We start from the raw sequence: 20,055 nt of genomic DNA, 5'->3' as shown, positions 1-20,055 counted from the left end.
GGCGCGGGCCCGGGGACGGTCTCGGAGGCGGTCGACAGGACGTTCGGGATCGGGTTCGTCGGGCCGGTGACCTGGACGTAGGTCTCCTCAGCCGGAGGCTCCGGAACTGGTGCGGACTCGCGCGGAGCCGCAGGCGGTGCGGCTGCTTCCTCGGTGGTGGCGCTCTGCTCCGTAGGCGCGGGGGCTGCCGGTGCCTGACCGGGCTGAGTCGGCGGTGTCGATGGGGGCGCCGACTGCACCGCTGACGGGGCGACCGTCGCGCCCTTGCCGGCACCACTGCGCCGCAGCCGGTCCAGGACCCCTCGGGCTGCGTTGGCGACGCCGGCTCCGGCAGCGCTGACGGCGGCGACCGTCGCGCCCGCATTGGCCCCTGCGGACCCGCTTCCGGCGCTGCCGGCGGCCGACGACGGACGCTGCGCCGTCGGCATCGGCGTCGAGCTGGACTCGCGGTAGCCGACCACCTGGTCCCAGCTTCCCAGCGAGCGCGCCACCTCGGCCGCGGAGACGGGGGGTTGGCTGCTCCAGGTGCGTTCGCACAGCTCGTCCAGAACCGGGTCGACGCCCGGCACAAGCGTGGAGGGCTTGACCGGAACGCCGCCCAGTCGTGGTGCGGAGGGGATGCCGGGGCGCTTTCCGGGCCACCGCCCGGTCAGGCCGTAGTAGAGGATCTCCACCAGAGCACGGGCGTCTGCGCGGTCGGCGGCCGAGGGGTCGTGACCGGCTACCCGGCTCTCCAGGTCCAGTGCGGCCGCCTCGATACCCAGGCCGCTGACCTTGATCGTGCCGTCGGGAAGAACGCGGATGGACTCGGGTGACAGGTTCAGATGGTGCAGACCCTTGCGGGCGCCGGCGTCGAGCGCCTGCGCGGTCTCGCCGATGATGGCGCGCGCCTGTGCCGGGGGCATGCCCCGTGAGACCAGGGAGGAGAAGGTGCGTCCGGTCAGCGGCTCAGTGACGATGACGGAGGGCTCGGCGCGCTCGACGTCGTAGACCTGCTGAAGGCGCTGGTCCTCGACCAGCACAGCCCGGCTGGCGGACTCCAGGACGTTGTCACGGTGAAGCGTCGCGTCGGTGAGAACCAGGATCGTGACTTCTCGATCCAGGATCGTGTCAACGCCACGGTGCCTGACAATGCGCGGCAGCGTGGTGGACAGCGTACCCAGGAGTCCGTAGCGACCACTGCCGATCGGCGTCGCCTCCGACATGCGTCTCCTTCCTTGAGATGGTTGTCCATCTGAACCAGTTGAACCCATCGTAACTGTCTGAGGGCTCCAAACCGGGGTGATGTGGCTCGTGTGGGCAGAGACGTGGGGCGGGTAGGGGGCGGACTGCCCTGTGGCCACCCGGGAGGGAGGGATGCTCGCGGGAAGTGAGGGAGGGATACTCCCGGGAGTGTTGGCTGGGACGTGCCCCGTGGTCCAGGAGCGATGAGAGGCGTCAGCCGCGTAGTCGGCGCGTGTAGGGGGTGGTGGTGCCACTGCCTGCGAGGGCGCCGGGGGCGCGGGCGCGAGCGGGTAGACGGGCTGTCCGTCCTGGGTGTAGCCCGTGGGCGCCTGCGCGGGCCGGCCTCCGGCACTCCGCTGCCCCATTTGACCCGGCTGATCCCAGGAGTCGGTCTGCGCCTGCGGGGGCGGGGGTGGGGCGGACGGGGAGGCATGAGTGCCGCCGGCGGTGTAGCCAACAGCACCATGAGCGGCCTGATGAGCGGACGGTCCCGATGGCATGGCCGACGGGACGGAAGCCGATTGAGGCGGTGGCGGTGGTGCTGGCGTCTGAACGGCATCCATCTGAGCGGTTGCCGTCGTCGTCGGCTCCGGCGGCGACAGCCAGCTCGCGATCGCCAGAACCACTCTCCCGAGGCCGCCGGGCAGGCGACGACCGATGGTGGACAGGATCCGTGAGAAGGGCCGGAAGGCGACGGCGATCTCCTCGATTCTGACGACGCGCCCCATGAGCAGGTAGACCAGTGACATGACCGTCGCCACGATGCAGATGTGCCCGAAGGCCGCGAGCATCTTGGTCAGGGAGGAGTCGGCGTCGACATTGCCCAGGATCAGGTTGAGGACGATCCCGGCGATGACGGCGGGTGCCACCGCGATGACCAGACGCAGGTGGGTGGTGATGATCTTGCGTCCGTCGAGGCTGGGCAGGTGGGAGCGCAGCATGGGGATGACGACCAGGCAGCCTCCGATCTGGCTGAGCGTGTTGGCCGCGCCGGCCCAGGCCATCCAGTGGTTGGCCGGGGCCATGAAGTAGGCCATGACGCACAGGACGACCGGGACGACTCCGACGACGACGTCGGCCAGGAGCAGCCGCTTGGTGTCCGAGTAGGCCAGCATGACTCGCTGGGTCCCGAACCAGATGCCCTGAGGGACGATGCCCAGCGCCAGAGCGATGAGCATGGGGGCGCTGGCCTGGGCCTCGGGAAGGGTGATCGAGGGGGTGAAGAGCTGGAGGGCCGGGACGGCCAGCACGCAGATGCCCGCGGTGGCCAGGACGGTGAACACGCCCGCCGAGCGCAGTCCCAGGGAGAGGTCCTCACGCACGCCGGCGGCGTCCCCGGCCGCGGCCTTCTCACTCATGCGGGTGAACAGGGCGGTGATGATGGAGGTGACCACCAGGGACTGCGGCAGCATGTAGATGAGGTAGCCGTTGAGCCACATGGTGGTCGAGGGCACGATGACGTCCGCGTACTCGGGCTGCTCGGAGGCCGTCACCGCGTAGGAGCCCAGGTTGGAGGTGATCCAGTTGCTCAGGCTGGCCACGCCCACTCCGGCCAGCGCCCACAGGGCCACTTTGACGGTCTTGCCCAGGCCCAGGCCCCGCACCCCGAAGATGATGCGCGGCCGGAAGCCGGAGCGCACCAGGGGGATGTAGAGGACCAAGGCCTGAACGGCGATACCCAGGGTCGTTGTCGCCCCGATAAGCGTGATCCGAGGAACGTCCCAGACCTCAGGCCCTTGGCCTGTGGTGTACCGGCCGTAGATATGAAGGTAGGCCAGGATCGAGGCGATCGAGATGATGTTGTTGAGCACCGGCGACCACATGTAGGGCCCAAAGCTCGAGCGCGCGTTGAGCACCTGACCCCAGAGCGCGTACAGGCCGTAGAAGAAGACCTGCGGCATGAACCAGAACGCGAAGGCGAAGGACAGCATCTGCCACTGCCCCTGGGCCAGGGAGCTGGCATTGATGGCGAAGATGAGAGGCGCGGCCGCGGTCGCGATGCAGGTGACCACCAGCATGAGAGTGGCCGCAGCGGTCAGGAGACGGTTGACGACCTCCTCGCCGTTGCGCCGTCGCAGCGCCTGGACGATCTGCGGCACCAGGATGGCGTTGAGGATGCCGCCGATCATCATGTTGTACAGGTACGTGGGCAGGTTGTTGGCCGTGTTGAAGGCGTCGGCGGCCCCGGACCCGGTGGCGCCGAGCGCCATGACGATGAGGGCGTTGCGCACCATGCCCAGGACGCGGGAGACCAGCGTCCCGGAGGCCATGATCGCCGAGGATCGCGCCAGGGAGGCCTGACTGCGTCCCTGGGAGGAGGAGCGCTTGGCTCGTGAGTGCTTGATCATGCTCATGCCGTCTCCTGTGCAGCCGGGGTCACCGCTGTGCGGCGGCCTCGTCTTACTGTCCTCACGGTACCGATCACCACGATGGAGACCAGGACGCCGACGATGACACCGGTGCCCCGGCTCTCCCAGTCGGCGCGGACTCTCATGTTGACGGTGGTGGGGGTGCCCACGGTGGTGCCGTCCGCGGCGAGGACCTGCACCGTCAGGCCGACGTCGCCGGAGCCGACGGCCTGGATCGGTACCGTGACCTTGGCCTGCTGGTGGGCGGGGACGGTCACGGTGGTGGTGCGTGGGACCTGAAGGCGCTTGTTGTCCGAGGTCAGGTAGACCTGGACGGTCACGTCCTGGGCCAGGGAGGAGGTGATCCGCACCGGCAACTGCGCCTCGGAGCTGATGAGGTTGATGGTCGACGACGGTACCGCGGCCAGCGAGGAGGTGACTCCGGTTCCGGCCGCCTCGGCAGCCGGAATCTGCGCCCTGCAGGTCGCTGGTTTGGCCCGCCAGGTCGCCGAGGAGACGACGGCCTCGAGGTTGGTGTACTCGCCCAGCAGCGCAGCCGGGTCGGAGAGCACCGATGCGACTGACTGGAGCCTGCTGGCCGTGCCGCCCGCGGCCGCAAGGGTCGCCGTGGTCAGCTCGTTGTCGTCGGTCACGTTGTCGTCCGATGGCTCGGAGCGCTCGATCCCCGAGGTCCCCGCTTCGACGGCCTCGACCTCGGCCCGGGCGCGTTCCTCAAGGCCGCTCAGGGACTGGGACTGAGTCCAGGAGGTTGAGCGCAGGGCGGCCACGCGCGCCTTCAGGGCGGACGGGTCCGCGGTGGAGGCGGCCTGGCGGGGCATCGCCACAACGATGTCGCGTTCCAGCCCCGGGGCCTGACGGGTCAGGATCGCGCTGTTGCCGCGTAACAGCTGGCGGGTGTCGAGCTCCGCGGCCTGAGTGGTCTGGCCGGATGAGGAGGCCTGCCGCGCCTGGTCGGAGGCGCCGTCCTGGGACGCCTCATCGGATGTGTCATTGGATGTCTTGCTGGATGGCTCGCCGGCGAGTGCCTCCGACAGGGACTGCTCGGGGATCAGCACCGCGCGATCGCCGAGGGCGCCGAGTCCGGAGGGCGTGTAGGTGAGCTCGTCGGTCACGGGCAGGGAGTCGGGTGAGGTGATGATGGTGGAGGTTGATTGCGGCAGCGTATTGACCGTGGCGGAGTCCATGACGCTGGAGGCCAGCCAGCTCATCGACGCCGGCGCCCCGGCCTTGACGATGGCCGACTCCTGGGTGCGTTGCGTGGCGGTCTCGATCAGATCCGCCCGCTGCAGGTGCGCCAGTGCGGCGGTGTCGGAGTCTCCCCACGGCAGGGCCACCAGGCTGCCGGTGCCGATGGCCCGCATGAGGGCGGCGGAGAGCTGGGCGACGTCGTTGGAGGTCTTGCCGCCTGACGATGGTGCGGTGGCGCTCGCCGATGGTGAGGCCGTACTGGGTGAGGACGGCGTCGGGGATGAGGACTCCGCCGCTGGTGCCGATGGGTCGGCGGAAGCCGAGGGACTCGCGCTGGACGACCCGGACGAGTCGTCGCCCTGAGGTGCCTGAGGGGTTCCGTCCGGCGTCGAGGGCTGGGAGTGGCCGTTGCGGGCGGCCTTCTCCAGGTCGGCCGATGTGACGCCGAGGGCCTCGACCAGTGCGGGGTCGACCGCCATGACGACGTTGTCGCCGGCCATGCCCAGCAGACCGAGGACCCGTCTGTGGACACTGGTGAGGGTCTTGGCACGCTGCGAGGTGTGCGGACCGGCGAGAACGGCCATCTCCTCCACGGAGGCGGTGACCGGGATGAACGTGGTCAGGCGTACGGGTGTGACGGAGGCGCCGCTCTCCCAGACGAGAATGCTGCGGTCCTGAGCCACAGAGGTGCCTTGAGACTCCAGCGTGACGGCTATGCCGCGCGGCCCCCACCGGTCGGCGCTGGTCAGCGGCAGCTCGTCGGCAGGAACGGTGATGGAGAACTGGGTGGTCTCACCGGGCTGGAGGTCGCGGCCCAGCGGGATCGTGACCGGGTCCGACAGCCCCGACTCGTCGGTTCCGGTCAACCACTTGGTCAGGCTCTCACTTGTGACGTCGGTGGATCGCTGCACCCTGGTCACCAGATCCACCCCGGAGACGGCCTGGCCGGTTCCGTTGGTGATGGTTCCGGTCAGGGTCAGGTCCTGGTCGCTGTGCAGCACCTCGGGGGTCATGGTGTCGATGCTCAGGGTCACCTGCTTGGCGGCCGCCTCGGTGTTCTGGATCGAGGCGCCGGTGGTCCTCCCGCTCATCGACGCCGAGGCGGGCAGTGCGGAGGGGACCGTCGTCGCGGACGGTCCGGCCGGGGCCACCGGCGCAATCTTGGCTGAGAGCGCGCCAGGGGCCGGTTCCGCCTGGGCCGTCGGCAGGGCGATCAGCGGCCAGGTCGCCAGCCCCGCAAGGCCCAGCAGGGCGGCAAAGGTCACCATCGCCCTGCTCCGCAGCCGGGAGCCCAGCGTGGTGACCACCTTCGCGCACAGGTCGGTGGCGCTGGTCATCCATCCCCCACCAGGATGTCCCAGGCCGCGGCGACGATACGACGCTCGTTGGGGTAGGCCAGGCGGTGGGAGACGTCCTCGAGGGCGACCCACTCGACGTCCTCGGCCTCATGGTCCGGGTCGTTCTCCGTGGTCAGGGTGCCGCTGACCGCTTCCAGCAGAAAGTGGTGCACCACCTTGTGGACGCGGTGCTCGTGACCGGCGAACCAGTAGTCGATGGTCGCCAGGTGCCGAAGAACACGGCCGGTGATCCCGGTCTCCTCCATGATCTCGCGGACCGCGGCCTGCTCGGGGGTCTCGGTACCCTCCAGGTGCCCCTTGGGCAGGCACCACTCCAGCCGGCCTCCGCGGTTGCGTCGGGCGATGACCGCTGTGAAGGCCTGACCGTTCTGAACGTCGACGACCAGGCCGCCGGCACTGGTCTCGTTGACGATCGGCAAAGCGCGCGCACTCGCCCGATGTGCCGGGTTTCCGGCGCGGGGCGTGCGAGTGCGTGGCGAGGGCATAGGGACACTCTAGGGCGTCCAGGCCGCAGGATGTCTCTGGCCGAGTACGTCGTCGCACACAACTGCGCCGCCGGAGGGCAGCGGTGCCTGTACGTGCGAGTACGCGCGAGAGGGTCCTCACGGCGAGACCGATGGCGTCGTCGACGACGGCGCGCCGGTCAGGGTTCATGGCAGGCTTGGGCCGATGACTGCTCACCCCGCTCCCGCCGATCCCGTCAATCCTACGGACGCCTCCGCTGAGAACCGAGGCCTGACGCCCAAGGCCCGTCGGGCGCTTGAGGGCCTGCCCCCGGCCCTGGCGGCCCTGGGGCACGCCTTCGTGCGCGCCGGGCACGAGATCGCCCTGGTCGGCGGACCGGTGCGGGACGCCTTCCTCGGCGTCGCCCCCCACGACCTGGACCTGACCACCTCGGCGCGCCCCGAGCAGACCGAGAAGATCCTGGCCGCCTGGGGTGAGACCACCTGGGACGTGGGCCGGGCCTTCGGCACCATCGGCGCGCGCAAGGGCTCCACCATCGTGGAGGTGACCACCTACCGCAGCGAGGCCTACGAGGTCGGCTCCCGCAAGCCCCAGGTCACCTACGGAGACACCCTCACCGGGGACCTCACCCGCCGCGACTTCACCGTCAACGCCATGGCGCTGCGCCTGCCCGACCTCGAGCTCGTCGACCCCTGCGGCGGCCTGTCCGACCTGGCCGCCGGTGTCCTGCGCACCCCGGTCAGCGCCGAGCAGTCCTTCGACGACGACCCCCTGCGCATCATGCGGGCCGCCCGCTTCGCAGCCCAGCTCGGCTTCGATGTCGAGATGGACGTCATGACCGCCATGGAGGAGATGGCCTCCCGCCTGGAGATCGTCTCCGCAGAGCGCGTGCGCGCCGAGCTCGAGCGGCTGCTCATCAGCCCCTGGCCCCGGCGCGGACTGGAGCTGCTGGTCCACACCGGCGTGGCCGACGTCGTCCTGCCCGAGCTGAGCGCCCTGCGCGAGACCGTGGATGAGCACAAGCGCCACAAGGACGTCTACGAGCACACCCTGACCGTCCTCGACCAGGCCATCGACCTGGAGACCGGGCCCGACGGGCCCGTCCCCGGTCCCGATCTGGTCCTGCGCCTGGCCGCGATCCTCCACGACATCGGCAAGCCCGCCACCCGTCGCTTCCTGCCCGACGGCACCGTCACCTTCCACGGCCACGACCACGTCGGTGCCCGAATGACGGCCAAGCGCCTGCGGGCGCTGCGCTTCGACAAGCAGACCATCAAGGACGTCTCCCGGCTGGTCGAGCTCCACCTGCGCTTCCACGGCTACGCCGACGCCGCCTGGTCGGACTCGGCCGTGCGCCGCTACGCCACCGACGCCGGTCCCCTTCTGGAGCGCCTTCACCGGCTCACCCGGGCCGACGTCACCACCCGCAACCGCCGCAAGGCCGCCATGCTGGACCGCGCCTACGACGATCTCGAGGAGCGCATCGAGGCCCTGCGCGCCGCCGAGGAGCTGGCCGCCATCCGCCCGGACCTCGACGGCGGCCAGATCATGGCCGAGCTCGGCGTGGCCCCCGGACCGATCGTCGGCGAGGCCTACCGTTTCCTCATGGACCTGCGTATGGAGAAGGGACCGATCGGCGAGGACCTGGCTCGCCAGGCGCTGCGATCCTGGTGGGCGGCCCGCCAGAAGAGCTGAGGGCGGGAGAATGCTTGAATCGTCAAGGGAATTGCGGGTCGGCGTCGTCGGCATCGGGGCCCGCTGCTACCTGGCCGCGCTCGCGGACTCCTCGCCCGTTCCGGCCCGGCTCGTCGCCGCGGCCGACACCGCCCCCGACGCCGCCGAGCGTGCCGAGCGGCTCCTGCCCGAGGGGGTGACGGTCGTGGGCGACCACCGCGACCTGCTGGAGTGCGGGCTCGACGCCGTCGTCCTGACCACTCCCGATGACACGCACGAGGAGCTGGCCTGCTTCTTCCTTGAGGCCGGTATCCCGGTCTACCTGGAAAAGCCCCTGGCCATCACCATCGAGAGCGCCGACCGCATCCTGGCCACGGCCCGGCGCACCGGCACCCGGCTCTACGTGGGCCACAACATGCGCCACATGGAGGTGGTGCGGCTGCTGAAGTCGATCATCGACTCCGGGCGGATCGGGGAGCTCAAGGCCATCTGGTGCCGCCACTTCGTGGGCAACGGCGGTGACTACTACTTCCGCGACTGGCACGCCGAGCGCCGCCACGTCACCGGCCTGCTGCTGCAGAAGGCCGCCCACGACATCGACGTCATGAGCTGGTTGGCCACCTCCGAGCCGGCCCGCGTCGTCGGCATGGGCGGGCTCATGGTCTACGGCGAGGCCGGGCGCCGGGAGCCGGGAACGAGCGCCGGCACCGTCATGCAGGACTGGTTCAGCCTCGATCACTGGCCGGCCGATGAGGTGAGCGACCTCAACCCCGTCATCGACGTCGAGGACCACTCCATGCTCATGATGACCATGCGCAACGGGGTCATGACCTCCTACCAGCAGTGCCACTTCACCCCCGACTACTGGCGCAGCTACACGGTCATCGGCAACCGCGGCCGGGCCGAGAACCTCGGCGACGGCGCCGGCGACGTCGTCAAGGTGTGGACCGAGCGCACGGAGCACTACAGCGAGTGCGCCACGCAGGAGTACGTCATTGCCGAGGAGGGCACCGGGCACGACAGCGCCGACCAGCTCGCCATCGATGAGTTCCTGCGCTTCGTGCGCGACGGCGGGGTCACCGACGCCTCACCGGTCTCCGCCCGGGAGGCGGTCGCCGCCGGGGTGCTGGCCACCCGGTCCCTGCGCTCGGGGTCCGTCCCCTACGACGTGCCCGAGCTCGACGCGGACCTGGCGGCCTACTTCCATCGTGGCCAGCGGGGCCCGGACTCATCGACATTTTCTTCATAGATGACGCGGCTCCGCGTCATCTATGAAGAAAAAGTCGGTTTGGACGGTCGGCACCACGTACAGTGCGAGCCGGGCGGGGCCGGGGTCTCACGAGGACCTCGCCCGTAGGCGGACAGGCAGGATTCGAGGAGAGCGCATGATTCACCACATCACCCTGACCGGGCGCAGCATCGCCCTGGCCTGCGACGGCACGGTGACCACCCAGCACGGGGCCGGTGGCGCCACCGGCGCGGTCTACGTCGAGGCCTCCCACCTGACCCTCCTGCACGATATGCGCGACGGCGAGTTCTACCGCACCGGCCAGAACTCCTGGTCGCCGTCGGGCTGGCGCCGCCTGAGCGAGGCGCCGATGCGTATCGCCGATGAGCAGCGCCGTCGGACCGCCGACGACGACCCCTGGGACGACACCGTCCGCCACCACTCCGCCTGGATGGCGGTTCTGGAGGACTCCGCCGGGGCGCTGCTCGTGGGCTGCCTGGACGGGCGCACGCCGCGGGTGCGCGCCGACACCGCGGTCCTGGAGGCATTCACCGAGTCCGGCGACCCGGCGCGCTGGGTGATCCTGCCCGGCCCGGCCACCGCCGTCATGGCCCGCTACGCGCGCGAGCTCGGCGAGAGCCTAGGCAGCCGGGCCATTGAGCCGCAGAGCGTGTGGTGCTCCTGGTACTCCTACTACGAGGGCATCTCGCAGGAGGCCCTCGAGCGCGAGATCCCGCAGGTCGCCGAGCTGGGCTTCTCCACGCTTCAGATCGACGACGGCTGGGAGGTCGCGGTCGGCGACTGGGAGGCCGGTGAGAGCTTCGGCGACGGCATGGAGGCCGCCGCGACCCGGATCCGCGAGGCCGGCATGCAGCCGGGCCTGTGGGTGGCGCCCTTCATCGCCCTGCCCGGCTCCCGGGCGGTGCGCGACTACCCGGAGATGTTCGTCCACAACGCCGACGGTGGACTGGCCGTGGCCGGCTCCAACTGGGGCGGCAGCTACTACGCGCTGGACACGACCCACCCCACCGCCCAGACCTACGTGCGCAAGCTCATCGCCAAGATCGTCCACCGGTGGGGCTTCAGCTACCTCAAGCTCGACTTCATCAACGCCGCCGCCATCCCCGGCTACCGGCACCGCCAGATCGACCGGGAGGAGGCCTACCGCACCGGGCTGCGCCTCGTGCGCGACACCGCCGGCGACGAGACCTTCCTCCTGGGGTCCGGGGCGCTCATCATGCCCTCCATTGGGCTGCTCGACGCGGTGAGGGTAGGGCCGGACGTGGCCCCCATGTGGGAGAACTACGCCTCCGACGACCTCTCCGACGCCAAGGCCTACAACGCCCTGCACGCCGGCATCAACCGGCTCTGGCTGGGCCGGGTCATCGGGGTCGACCCCGACGTCGTCTTCTTCCGCCACCGCCGCAACCTCCTGGATGACACCCAGATGCAGTGGCTGCGCGATGTCGCCGAGGCCAGCCGCTACCGGTGCCTGTCGGACCAGATGACCTGGCTCGACGACGAGGAGAAGGAGGCCGTGCGCGCCTACCTGGCCGCCGAGGACGAGCCCCTGGAGATCCTGGGCCGCTACCGCTTCAGCCTGGGCGAGCGCGAGATCGACCTCACCGAGGCCATCGAGGGCAAGGCGTCGGCCTACCCTCTGTGAGGCGGGGCTGAGCCCCGGCTGGCTGGAGTCGGTTAAAGCTAGGTGGATCGCTTGATCGACTGTTTGGTCGCCTCTTCATGATCTGTTTGGTCTGTGTGTGCGCATCGCTCGCTTGAGGCTTCGCAAGTCAACTCCATCGCCATCACTGGAGATACCGGTTAGTGGCCTCTTTGCACTTGACCCGGTACCCGGGCCCGGTCAGCCGGGCCAAGACGTCTATTGCACGAGGGTTGGGGGCTACTGGAAAAGGGGTGGGGGTACTCCACATGGGTGGTGGGTTCGTGCAGTACGCACGACCCCTGGCCAGTAGATCCCCACCCTCGTGGAGTGGGGCGGTCCGAGGACGGTGCCCAGGGCTTAGTGGGCGTCGAGCCACTGCCAGGAGGCAGCGTGGGAACCAGAAGGGGCCGGGCAGGAGTCAGGCGGCGGGAGATGAGGGCGCGCAGCCTCACGACCAAGACCTCACAAGACCTCGCGGAATCGAGCACGTCAGCAGCCCAGTGTCCACGGCGCTGACATCAACGAGCCCGCCGTCGGCACGCCCAGTGGGAACCGTTGGAATTCCAAGGATCCTTCCCGGCTTGCGACGCCGGTGCGGGGTTGATGTCAGCGCCATGGACACCAGCGCCCCGCCAGACCGCTGTCAACGACCCGATCCTCAGCCGGCCGTAGGTCCCGCGCGCCTCGACGCACTCGACAGCGGGATGAGTAGTGCGCGAGCTGTCGGCGCAGAACTGGCCGGGGAGGCCGGTCCTGGGCCGAAGCCCCGCCAGATTCCGTTGGGATTTCGCCGTCGTCGGGCCGGGGCCCTACTTGGTGGGGGTGCGGCCCAGGGTGAGGTAGCCGGGGAGCGTCTGGTCCTGGCCAGCGCTGGAGAAGCGCAGCGGCTGGCCCGACTCCAGCGGGTTGACCACGCGTACCAGGATCGTGTTCTCTCCGGCCGGGTCGTCCGGCAGCTGCCCGGAGAAGGTCTGGGTCTTGCCGATCTCGATCTTGCGCAGGTCGCCACTGAGCGTGGTGCGCCCGACCTCCGTACCGGTCGAGGTATTGAAGGCCACCGCCTCCACGTTCCAGTTGTAGTAGAAGGGGGCCACCCCGTTGTTGGCGATCTGCACCTCGACCTTGCCGTTGCGCATCCGCCAGCGCGCCACCGCCAGATCGTAGCCGGTCTCGGCGGAGGCCTGCACGGTCCGCTCGCGCTCGGTGCCGTTGAGCGTCGTGGTGAAGGCCCAGTTGTCCACCAGCCAGCTCGCGTGCGTGGCCTTGATGGAGGCGCTGATGTCCACTGTTCCTCCGTTGGAGCCCGAGGCCATGCAGCTGCCCGGGTTGCGCACGGAGCACTCCTGGATACCGGGGTAGATCTCGCCGCCGATCGGGTAGTGCTGCCAGGCCTGGTCCGCCTTGGCCTGCTTCAGCTGGGGCAGGAAGTGCCAGTCGGCGGTGTCCATCGTCGCGTAGCCGAAGGAGTCGTCGTGGTAGCCGACTCTGTGCTTGGCCGTCTCCGCGGACGGGTAGCGGGCCAGCGTCGGCGTCACCTGGAAGGCGCCGTCCCAGGTGTCGACGAGGGTGTTCTGGTTCGCCGTCGACGGCATCCAGTTCTCGCCGGAGGGGTTCTCCCCGGAGACCTTGCCGTTCATCGGGTAGGTGTGCCCCTCGCCCCAGAAGCCCACCAGGCCGTGGGTGATGAAGGCCAGGCGCGGATCGCCGTCGTACTGCTGGCCGAGGGCGGAGATGAAGCCGGTGAGCATCGACATCATCTCGGGGTCGTTGTAGTCCGGCGCCAGCGACTGGCCCGGCGCGTTGCCGTTGACCGTGTACTCGCGGGTCGGGACCTCATGGGAGCTCAGCAGGTAGGCAGGCATGCCGCTGGGGCGACCGGGGTAGTCGACGTAGAAACGCAGCACCGCCTGGTGCCCGCGCGCGGCGATGGCGTTGAGGTGCGCCTCGAGCTTGTCCCACGAGTAGGAGCCGGGCCCGGCGACGACGTCGCTGACCGGCAGTGTCAGCCACTCCATCGTGTAGGGCGGGGCCGTCTCGGGCAGCCCGGGCGAGTAGGAGGCGTCCGACGGCGCGAAGGGCATCATGCCCTTGAGCGGGTTGGCCTCCGGTGTGGCCGCCGCCGGCACCTCGGTCCAGGCCCGGTTGCAGTTGCAGGCCCGGAACCCGGTGGCCAGGGACACGACGGCGACGAGCGCCACAATGAGGGCGCCGAGTCGCGGCCTGCGCCCCCTGCGGAGCCGGTCGATCAACTGGCGGCCCAAGGAGGGCTCGCGATCAGAACCTGGACCGTGCGACTCCTCTGCGGCCCTCGAGCTGGAGCCGGGAGCTGCTGCCGAAGTGGTCTCGTCGTGCTGTGAATCGATCATGAAAACTTGTTAGGTAGGGACCTGGGTGTGGGTAAACCCTACCGGTCAGTTGAGCGGTCTACCTGTGCTATCGCTGACAACGTGCTTGGTTGACAGGGCGGAGCGCCTATGTCACCCGTACTTTTAGAGGACATGAGAATTTCGCGCCGTGCTGCGCCTCGTTCCGGCTGTGGCCCGATGTCGGCCGGCGTTGTCGGCTGGGGAGAACGTTGAGGAGCTCTTCGGGGCCGGCCGAGGCGGGGTGGGATGAAGAGGTGTCATCGTCGCCAGGCGGGACGAGATTGCCGCCGCGCGCATAAGAGGCAATGATGACTCCGTGCGCGTCTTCAATTTCTCCGCCGGTCCCGCCCAGCTCCCCCTGCCCGTCCTCGAGCAGGCCGCCTCCGAGCTCACCAGCTGGGGAGGATCGGGAATGTCCGTCCTGGAGGTCTCCCACCGTGGAGCCGACTTCGTGGCCTGCGCGGCCGACGCCGAGGCCACCTTGCGCCGACTCCTGTCCATCCCTGAGAACTACCGCGTCCTCTTCCTCCAGGGAGGGGCCAGCGCCCAGTTCGCCGGCATCCCCCTCAACCTGACCGCCCCCGGTGACACGGTCGCCTACCTCAACACCGGCCAGTGGTCCGCCAAGGCCATCAAGCAGGCCGGCGCCTACGAGCTCGACGTCGTCGTGCCCGCCGACGAGGCCGCCTCCTCCTACACGACCACCCCCGAGCCCGGCTCCTTCACCGTGCCCGAGAGCGCCCGCTACCTGCACTACACGCCCAACGAGACTATCGGCGGCGTCGAGTTCGACTACGTGCCCGAGGCCGGCGACGTGCCGCTCGTGGCCGACTTCTCCTCCACGATCCTCTCGCGGCCCATCGACGTCAGCCGTTACGGCCTCATCTACGCCGGCGCCCAGAAGAACATGGGCCCCTCGGGCCTGGCCGTCGTCATCGTGCGCGAGGACCTGCTGGGGCACGCCCGCCCGGTGACCCCCACCGTCCTGGACTACCAGAAGATGGCCGACGCCGACTCCATGCTCAACACGCCCCCCACCTTCGCCATCTACCTGCTGGGGCTCATCGGCCACTGGATCGAGGACGGCGGCGGCCTGGAGGCGATGGCCGAGCGCAACCGCGCCAAGGCCGAGCTCCTCTACGGCTTCATCGACTCCTCCGACTTCTACGCCAACCCGGTCCAGAAGCGCTCGCGGTCCTGGATGAACGTGCCCTTCACCCTGGCCGACCCAGCCCTCGACGCCGACTTCCTGGCAGGTGCCCAGGCCGCGGGCCTGACCAACCTCAAGGGCCACCGCTCCGTGGGCGGCATGCGCGCCTCCATCTACAACGCCATGCCGATCGAGGGCGTGCGCGCCCTCATCGACTACATGACCGACTTCGCCGACCGAGCCTGAGCCTGAGCCGCCTGCCGGCCTTTGGGCTCGGCTTCCCGCCGCAACCGCCCCTCCATTCGGACCGTTCTGAAGAAAGTACCTCCGTGACCACCAGCAGCGCTGACCGCAAGTTCCGCATCCGTACTCTCAACGCCATCTCCGGGGCGGGCCTGTCCCGCCTGCCCGACGATCTCTACGAGGTTGGCGGATCCGTGGAGGAGCCCGACGCCCTCCTGGTGCGCTCGGCCAAGCTCCACGACACCCCCATCGAGGATTCGGTCCTGGCCGTGGCCCGCGCCGGCGCCGGCACGAACAACATCCCGGTGGACAGGCTCACCGAGCGCGGCGTGCCCGTGTTCAACACCCCCGGCGCCAACGCCAACGCCGTCAAGGAGCTGGTTCTGGCGGGCCTGTTCATCGCCTCGCGCAACCTCATCCCGGCGGCCCGCTTCGCCCACACCCTGGAGGGCGACGACGCCGAGATCGCCAAGGCCGTCGAGGCCGGTAAGAAGCAGTTCGTCGGCTTCGAGCTGCCCGGCCGCACCCTCGGCGTCATCGGGCTGGGGGCCATCGGTGTGCAGGTGGCCAACGCGGCCCTGGGGCTGGGCCTCAACGTCGTCGGCTTCGACCCGGGCATCTCCGTGGAGCACGCCTGGCACCTGAGCGCCGAGGTCGAGCGGGCCGACTCCATGGAGGAGGTCTTCCGCCGCGCGGACATCCTCACCGTCCACGTGCCCCTCATCCCCGCCACCCGCGGGCTGGTGAGCACCCAGCGCCTGGCCCTCATGAAGGAGACCGCGGTGCTGCTCAACTTCGCGCGGGACGAGATCGTCGACACCGACGCCGTCGTGGCCGCCCTGGACGAGGGTACGCTACGCGGTTACGTGTGCGACTTCCCCTCCACGCAGGTTCACAAGCACCCCAAGTGCATCTCCCTGCCCCACCTGGGCGCCTCCACCAAGGAGGCCGAGCGCAACTGCGCCATCATGGCCGCCGACTCCCTGCGCGGCTTCCTCGAGGACGGCCAGGTGCACAACTCCGTGAACTTCCCCGAGGCCGTCATGGCGCGGCAGGAGGACACGCACCGGCTCGTCATCGTCAACCGCAACGTGCCCAACATGGTCGGCCAGGTCTCCACGATCGTGGCCCAGCACGGGCAGAACATCGCCAACCTGCTCAACAAGTCGCGCGGCGAGCTGGCGGTGACGCTGGTCGACGTCGAGGGTGACATCGAGCCCAGGGTCCTCGAGGAGCTGCGCGCGATCGACGGCGTCCTGTCCGCTCGCGGCATCTGAGCGGCCTGCTTTCTCGGCCGGGGACGAACCTGTACGGCCGGGACGAACGACGCGTGCGGGGACAGGAGCTCCTGTCCCCGCACGCGCAGGATGTGCCCGACCAGTTGTGGGTCAGAGGTTGTTGACCCAGGCCCGGCGGTGCCCGAACAACGAGAGCGTGGGCTTGTAGAGCAGCACGTACTGACCGCCGGCCGACACGTCGGTATCGAAGCAGACATCGCCGCTGACCGAGCCGCCCGCGATGAGCGTGGAGGAAGACAGGTGGTTGCTCGACCCCAGGAAGCCGCTGTTGCTGATCGCCCCGGCCGGGTTCTGCAAGGTGAAGTCCAGGGCGTTGACGTCCAGGTTGTTCTTGGAACCGTTGGTGATCGTGATGGTCGAGCAGGCGGTGGGGCCCAGGGTGGCGTCGCCCGCGGCCACGGTCGTGGCGGTCACCTTGACGCCGTCGTCGTCGATCGTGTCACCGGCCTTTCCGACGACGTCTCCCGACTGCTTCCCGGGGAAGCTCAGGCCGGAGTCGGTCTTGCCGGCATCCGTCTTGCCCGTGTCGTCGGCCTGAGTCGTCTGCTCGGGGGAGGGTGCAGGGGCGGCATCCTGTCCGGCAGTCTCCTGGGGGGCCGCGCTGGCGACGGACTGGGTGGTGGACTGGGCGGCGGGCGAGGCGGCGGCGCTGGACTCCCCCGTGCCTCCGCCGCCGTTGAGTGCGGAGGCGACGATGCCGACGGCGACCAAGGCGCCAATACCGGTGAGGATCTTGTGGCGGGCGAACCAGGAGCGTTTCGGCTCAGGGGCAGGCATGGCTGCCGGTGGCCAAGGGTATCCCGGGGCGGGGCTGCCGACGGGTGAGGGCGGGACTGGGTTGGCCGGGTTGGTCATGATGGGTCCTTCGAGATGTAGGCGGTGAGGTGCTGAACCGGAAGCGGCGGCGCCGACCGGGATACGAGTCATGGCTTGAGCCGACGGGATCAGCTGACGGGAACAACGATGGCCCCGGCTGCGCAGTGGGCACATCGACCGATGAGTCCGAGACGGCTGTCCAAAAGGGTGCTTGTCGGGACTGTCCGAAAGGACGACGAGTCGGGTGCTCGATCGTCCGGAATCGTGTCCTATCGGGTGACTATGCGTGTCAGTGCCCGGCTCTACAGTGAGCACATGTCAGTCCCCGGCCACCCGTCCGCTCCTGCACCCGGCACACCGCCCGTGCCGGGGTGGAGCGGTGTCGCCGGCGTTGGCCGGGCGGCGCCCACCTCCAGGACGCCGGGCCCGCAGAGCCGGCCCGCCTACTCTCCCTATCCCACCCACCCGGGGTATCAGGGGTACTCGGGATACCCCATGCCACCCTCGTATCCTGCTTATCCCACTCCTCCCGCCGCTTCTGCGGGGGCGGTCCCGCACCTCCGCCCCCCGATGGCTGCGGCTCCCTACGGTCCTGCACCGCTCACCCCTGCGAGACCAGCTCCGTCGTTCAAGGAATCCCTGTCCCCGTCGCAACGCCGCACTCTCGAGGTCACTCTCGCGGTCCTGCGCTCCCTGGGACTGTTCGTCCTGTGCCTCCTGAACTCCCTCATCGCGCTGGGGTCGCACTTCGGTCATGAGCAGGCGCTCAAGCAGACGGGTAATGTGCTGCTCGAGTTTGCCGCGGTCCTGATGGGGCTGGTGCTCCTCGTCGCCGTCTTCCTGCGTCGGCGCTGGCCGGTACCGATCACGGTCGCCTCGGCGCTCTCGGGCATTGCGCTCTTCTTGGACACCACGGTAGGACTCATCGCCTTCACCACCGTGGTGCGCCGGTCCCGGTCCCTGCGAGACCCAGTCCCGTGGGCCGCGGGTGCCCTGCTCACCGTCGGTACCCTGGTGGCGCTCTTCCGCGACGCGAGCTATGGATCCACTGGGAACTCAATGATTGGGAAGATCGCCTCGGGATCACCTGATCCCGATGCCGTGACCCATGTGTCGGCGCTGCAGGTGCTGTTCCTCGCGATGGTGGTCATGGCCCTGCCTATCGCCGTCGGGCTGTGGCTGCGCGCACGTGACGGGGAGAAGGAGGCGCGACGTCGGGCCCACGAGGCCGCTGCCGCATCGGCCCGCGCCGAGCGCACCGCTGAGGAGCAGGCACAAACCTCGACCCGCCTGGCGGACACCGTGAGCCTGCAGGCCGAGCGCGAGCGGGTGGCCCGTGAGGTGCACGACGGGCTCGGCCACCGCCTGTCGCTGCTTGCCCTCCACGCCGCCGCCCTTGAGCAAGGGGTGCTGGCGACGCCGGACTCCCAGGGTGCCGTGGGCTCCGCCGACCCTGCGGATGAGGAGAGTCCTCAGGCCGCCGCCCAGCGCGTGCGGGAGGAGGCCCAGGGGGCCATGAAGGATCTGCGCTCTCTGCTGGCGGTCCTGCGCGAACCGGTGGGTGCGGCCGAGCCCGCCCCGCGTCTGGAGGACCTCAAGGAGGTTGTCGACGGGGTGCTCGCCGCCAGCCAGCCGCTGAGCTCGTCGATCTACCTCGATCGGGCCGCGGAGGCCGACGAGGTGCTCTCCCGCGCCGTCTATCGGATCGTCCAGGAGTCCCTGACCAACGCCCGCAAGCACTCGCCCGGCATGAGCGTCCAGCTGAGGGTCGAGGGCGGGCCGGAGGCCGGCATCGACATCACCTGTTCCAACCGGATCCCCCGCCAGAAGCCGACGCCCGAAGCCGGTGCGCATGGTGAGGAGGCCTGTGAGGCGCCTCAGGTCGTCGGCTCCGGCTGGGGACCAGGAGCGGGCTCGGGAGTCGGTGCCGTGGCCGGTGACACCCAGGGCGGCTCGGGCCTGCGCGGCATGGCTCGGCGGGCGGAGATTTGCGGCGGCACCTTCCGTGCCGGCCCCGACGGCCACGGCAGGTTCGTGGTGAGCGCGCACCTGCCGTGGCGCTCGGTGGACTCGTCCCCGGCTGGCCGCTGACCGGGCCGAGCCCCGGGAGATATGGATCAGGGCACTGGGCACTCGACCTGAAGAATCCTCGTGCGTCTGGGCCGTTGGGACGGTGATCGTGTCGGCGCACGCACCTAGGCTGGCCCCGTGCCCGACCCCTCCGCCGCCCCGGTCCCCTCACCGTCCTCCCCTGTGCGCATCATCCTCGTCGACGACGACCCGCTCACCCGCGCCGCCATCAAACCGCTTCTGCGGCCGCGTGAGGACTACGCGGTGGTCGCCGAGGCCGGTGACGGTCGCCAGGCGATCGAGGCCGTTGAACGGGTTGAGGCCGATATCGTGCTCATGGACCTCGGGATGCCTGTCATGGACGGGATTGAGGCGACGCGCCAGATCTGTGCGGCTCCGCGTCATCCTCATGTCGTGGCTCTGACCACCTGGGACGTCGATGACGCCGTCGTGCGGGTCATTGAGGCCGGTGCGGTGGGCTACCTGCTCAAGTACTCGGCCTCCGAGGAGCTCGACGCCGGACTGCGCCGGGTCATGATGGGCGAGTCCGTCCTGTCCCCGGGCGCACTGGCCGAGCTGTTGCGCTACGTGCGCTCTCAGCCGGCGGTCGCGGCCCCGGTGGTGGCGGCCTATGACGCTCGCGCCGAGGAGCGTCAGCGCGCCGTGGCGCAGGCCCGGCAGGCCGCGGCCGGGCTCAGCCGGCGCGAGCTCGATGTCATCGCGGCGGCGGCCGAGGGACTGACCACCGAGGAGATCGCTACCCGGCTGTACATCTCGACCTCCACCGTCAAGACCCACCTGCACAGCGCCCAGGACCGGGTGGGGGCCCGCAACCGGGTGCACCTGGCGGTCCTCGCCGAGCGCGCCGGCCTGCTGGGGTGACAGGGACGCGACCGGCCCCTGAGACCGTGGTGTCTCAGGGGCCAGTCATCTGAACGAG

The 20,055-nt window shown here is 69.7% G+C and carries 12 protein-coding genes; 7 read left to right on the top strand and 5 right to left on the bottom strand.

Annotated elements, in window-relative coordinates:
• The 3 genes from BKH33_RS07175 to BKH33_RS07165 all read right to left on the bottom strand — a co-directional run.
• On the bottom strand, positions 1–3,578 hold a 3,578-nt coding region (locus BKH33_RS07175; RefSeq protein WP_076142670.1), incomplete at its 3' end, for a lipid II flippase MurJ.
• Entirely contained in the window at positions 3,575–6,118 is a 2,544-nt protein-coding gene (locus BKH33_RS07170) for a DUF6049 family protein (RefSeq protein WP_003783584.1), read from the bottom strand. The genes BKH33_RS07170 and BKH33_RS07175, both read right to left, overlap by 4 nt.
• The gene (locus BKH33_RS07165) at positions 6,115–6,624 is read right to left on the bottom strand and encodes an NUDIX hydrolase (protein ID WP_043539449.1); all 510 of its coding nucleotides are present in this window, start codon (positions 6,622–6,624) and stop codon (positions 6,115–6,117) included. Before BKH33_RS07165 ends, BKH33_RS07170 begins: the two co-directional genes overlap by 4 nt.
• Positions 6,625–6,808: 184 nt before the next feature.
• Between BKH33_RS07165 and BKH33_RS07160 the strand changes: the two genes are divergently transcribed.
• The 3 genes from BKH33_RS07160 to BKH33_RS07150 all read left to right on the top strand — a co-directional run bounded on the left by BKH33_RS07160 (position 6,809) and on the right by BKH33_RS07150 (position 11,172).
• Positions 6,809–8,299, top strand: coding sequence for a CCA tRNA nucleotidyltransferase (locus BKH33_RS07160; RefSeq protein WP_076080281.1), 1,491 nt, complete (start codon positions 6,809–6,811; stop codon positions 8,297–8,299).
• 10 nt (positions 8,300–8,309) lie between these two features.
• Entirely contained in the window at positions 8,310–9,527 is a 1,218-nt protein-coding gene (locus BKH33_RS07155; protein WP_003783792.1) for a Gfo/Idh/MocA family protein, read from the top strand.
• Between the two features lie 136 nt (positions 9,528–9,663).
• Positions 9,664–11,172 carry a glycoside hydrolase family 36 protein gene (locus BKH33_RS07150; RefSeq protein ID WP_003783543.1) on the top strand — a complete coding sequence of 503 codons (1,509 nt, stop codon included), beginning with the start codon at positions 9,664–9,666 and terminating at the stop codon, positions 11,170–11,172.
• Between the two features lie 809 nt (positions 11,173–11,981).
• On the opposite strand, the gene BKH33_RS07145 is transcribed toward BKH33_RS07150, so the two are convergent.
• The gene (locus BKH33_RS07145; RefSeq protein WP_003783690.1) at positions 11,982–13,538 is read right to left on the bottom strand and encodes a DUF4832 domain-containing protein; all 1,557 of its coding nucleotides are present in this window, start codon (positions 13,536–13,538) and stop codon (positions 11,982–11,984) included.
• 316 nt (positions 13,539–13,854) lie between these two features.
• Between BKH33_RS07145 and serC the strand changes: the two genes are divergently transcribed.
• Together serC and BKH33_RS07135 are read left to right on the top strand one after the other, a co-directional pair.
• Positions 13,855–14,934 (top strand): 3-phosphoserine/phosphohydroxythreonine transaminase, encoded by a 1,080-nt coding sequence (serC, locus tag BKH33_RS07140; protein ID WP_003783722.1) that lies wholly within the window; start codon positions 13,855–13,857, stop codon positions 14,932–14,934.
• A gap of 83 nt (positions 14,935–15,017) precedes the next feature.
• Positions 15,018–16,208, top strand: coding sequence for a phosphoglycerate dehydrogenase (locus BKH33_RS07135; protein WP_003783631.1), 1,191 nt, complete (start codon positions 15,018–15,020; stop codon positions 16,206–16,208).
• Positions 16,209–16,319: 111 nt separating this feature from the next.
• Here the strand turns inward: BKH33_RS07135 and BKH33_RS07130 are convergent, their stop codons facing one another.
• Positions 16,320–17,006: a DUF4352 domain-containing protein gene (locus tag BKH33_RS07130; RefSeq protein ID WP_232621410.1), complete on the bottom strand. Its 687-nt coding sequence runs from the start codon at positions 17,004–17,006 to the stop codon at positions 16,320–16,322.
• A 609-nt stretch (positions 17,007–17,615) separates the two neighbouring features.
• On the opposite strand from BKH33_RS07130, the gene BKH33_RS07125 reads away from it, so the two are divergent.
• Positions 17,616–19,136 (top strand): sensor histidine kinase, encoded by a 1,521-nt coding sequence (locus tag BKH33_RS07125; protein ID WP_003783743.1) that lies wholly within the window; start codon positions 17,616–17,618, stop codon positions 19,134–19,136.
• Between the two features lie 117 nt (positions 19,137–19,253).
• Positions 19,254–19,997 carry a response regulator gene (locus BKH33_RS07120; RefSeq protein WP_076142669.1) on the top strand — a complete coding sequence of 248 codons (744 nt, stop codon included), beginning with the start codon at positions 19,254–19,256 and terminating at the stop codon, positions 19,995–19,997.
• The last annotated feature ends 58 nt before the right edge of the window (positions 19,998–20,055 follow it).

Source organism: Actinomyces naeslundii (assembly GCF_001956585.1).
GTDB lineage: Bacteria > Actinomycetota > Actinomycetes > Actinomycetales > Actinomycetaceae > Actinomyces > Actinomyces naeslundii.
Note: the sequence above shows the minus strand (reverse complement) of the source record. Positions and strands in the feature narration are given on the sequence as shown.

Coding starts and splice junctions, on each gene's coding strand:
- BKH33_RS07125 (WP_003783743.1), top strand. CDS start 17,616: ATGGCTGCGGCTCCCTACGGTCCTGCACCGCTCACCCCTGCGAGACCA.
- BKH33_RS07145 (WP_003783690.1), bottom strand. CDS start 13,538: ATGATCGATTCACAGCACGACGAGACCACTTCGGCAGCAGCTCCCGGC.
- BKH33_RS07165 (WP_043539449.1), bottom strand. CDS start 6,624: ATGCCCTCGCCACGCACTCGCACGCCCCGCGCCGGAAACCCGGCACAT.
- BKH33_RS07150 (WP_003783543.1), top strand. CDS start 9,664: ATGATTCACCACATCACCCTGACCGGGCGCAGCATCGCCCTGGCCTGC.
- BKH33_RS07130 (WP_232621410.1), bottom strand. CDS start 17,006: ATGCCTGCCCCTGAGCCGAAACGCTCCTGGTTCGCCCGCCACAAGATC.
- BKH33_RS07160 (WP_076080281.1), top strand. CDS start 6,809: ATGACTGCTCACCCCGCTCCCGCCGATCCCGTCAATCCTACGGACGCC.
- BKH33_RS07170 (WP_003783584.1), bottom strand. CDS start 6,118: ATGACCAGCGCCACCGACCTGTGCGCGAAGGTGGTCACCACGCTGGGC.
- BKH33_RS07155 (WP_003783792.1), top strand. CDS start 8,310: ATGCTTGAATCGTCAAGGGAATTGCGGGTCGGCGTCGTCGGCATCGGG.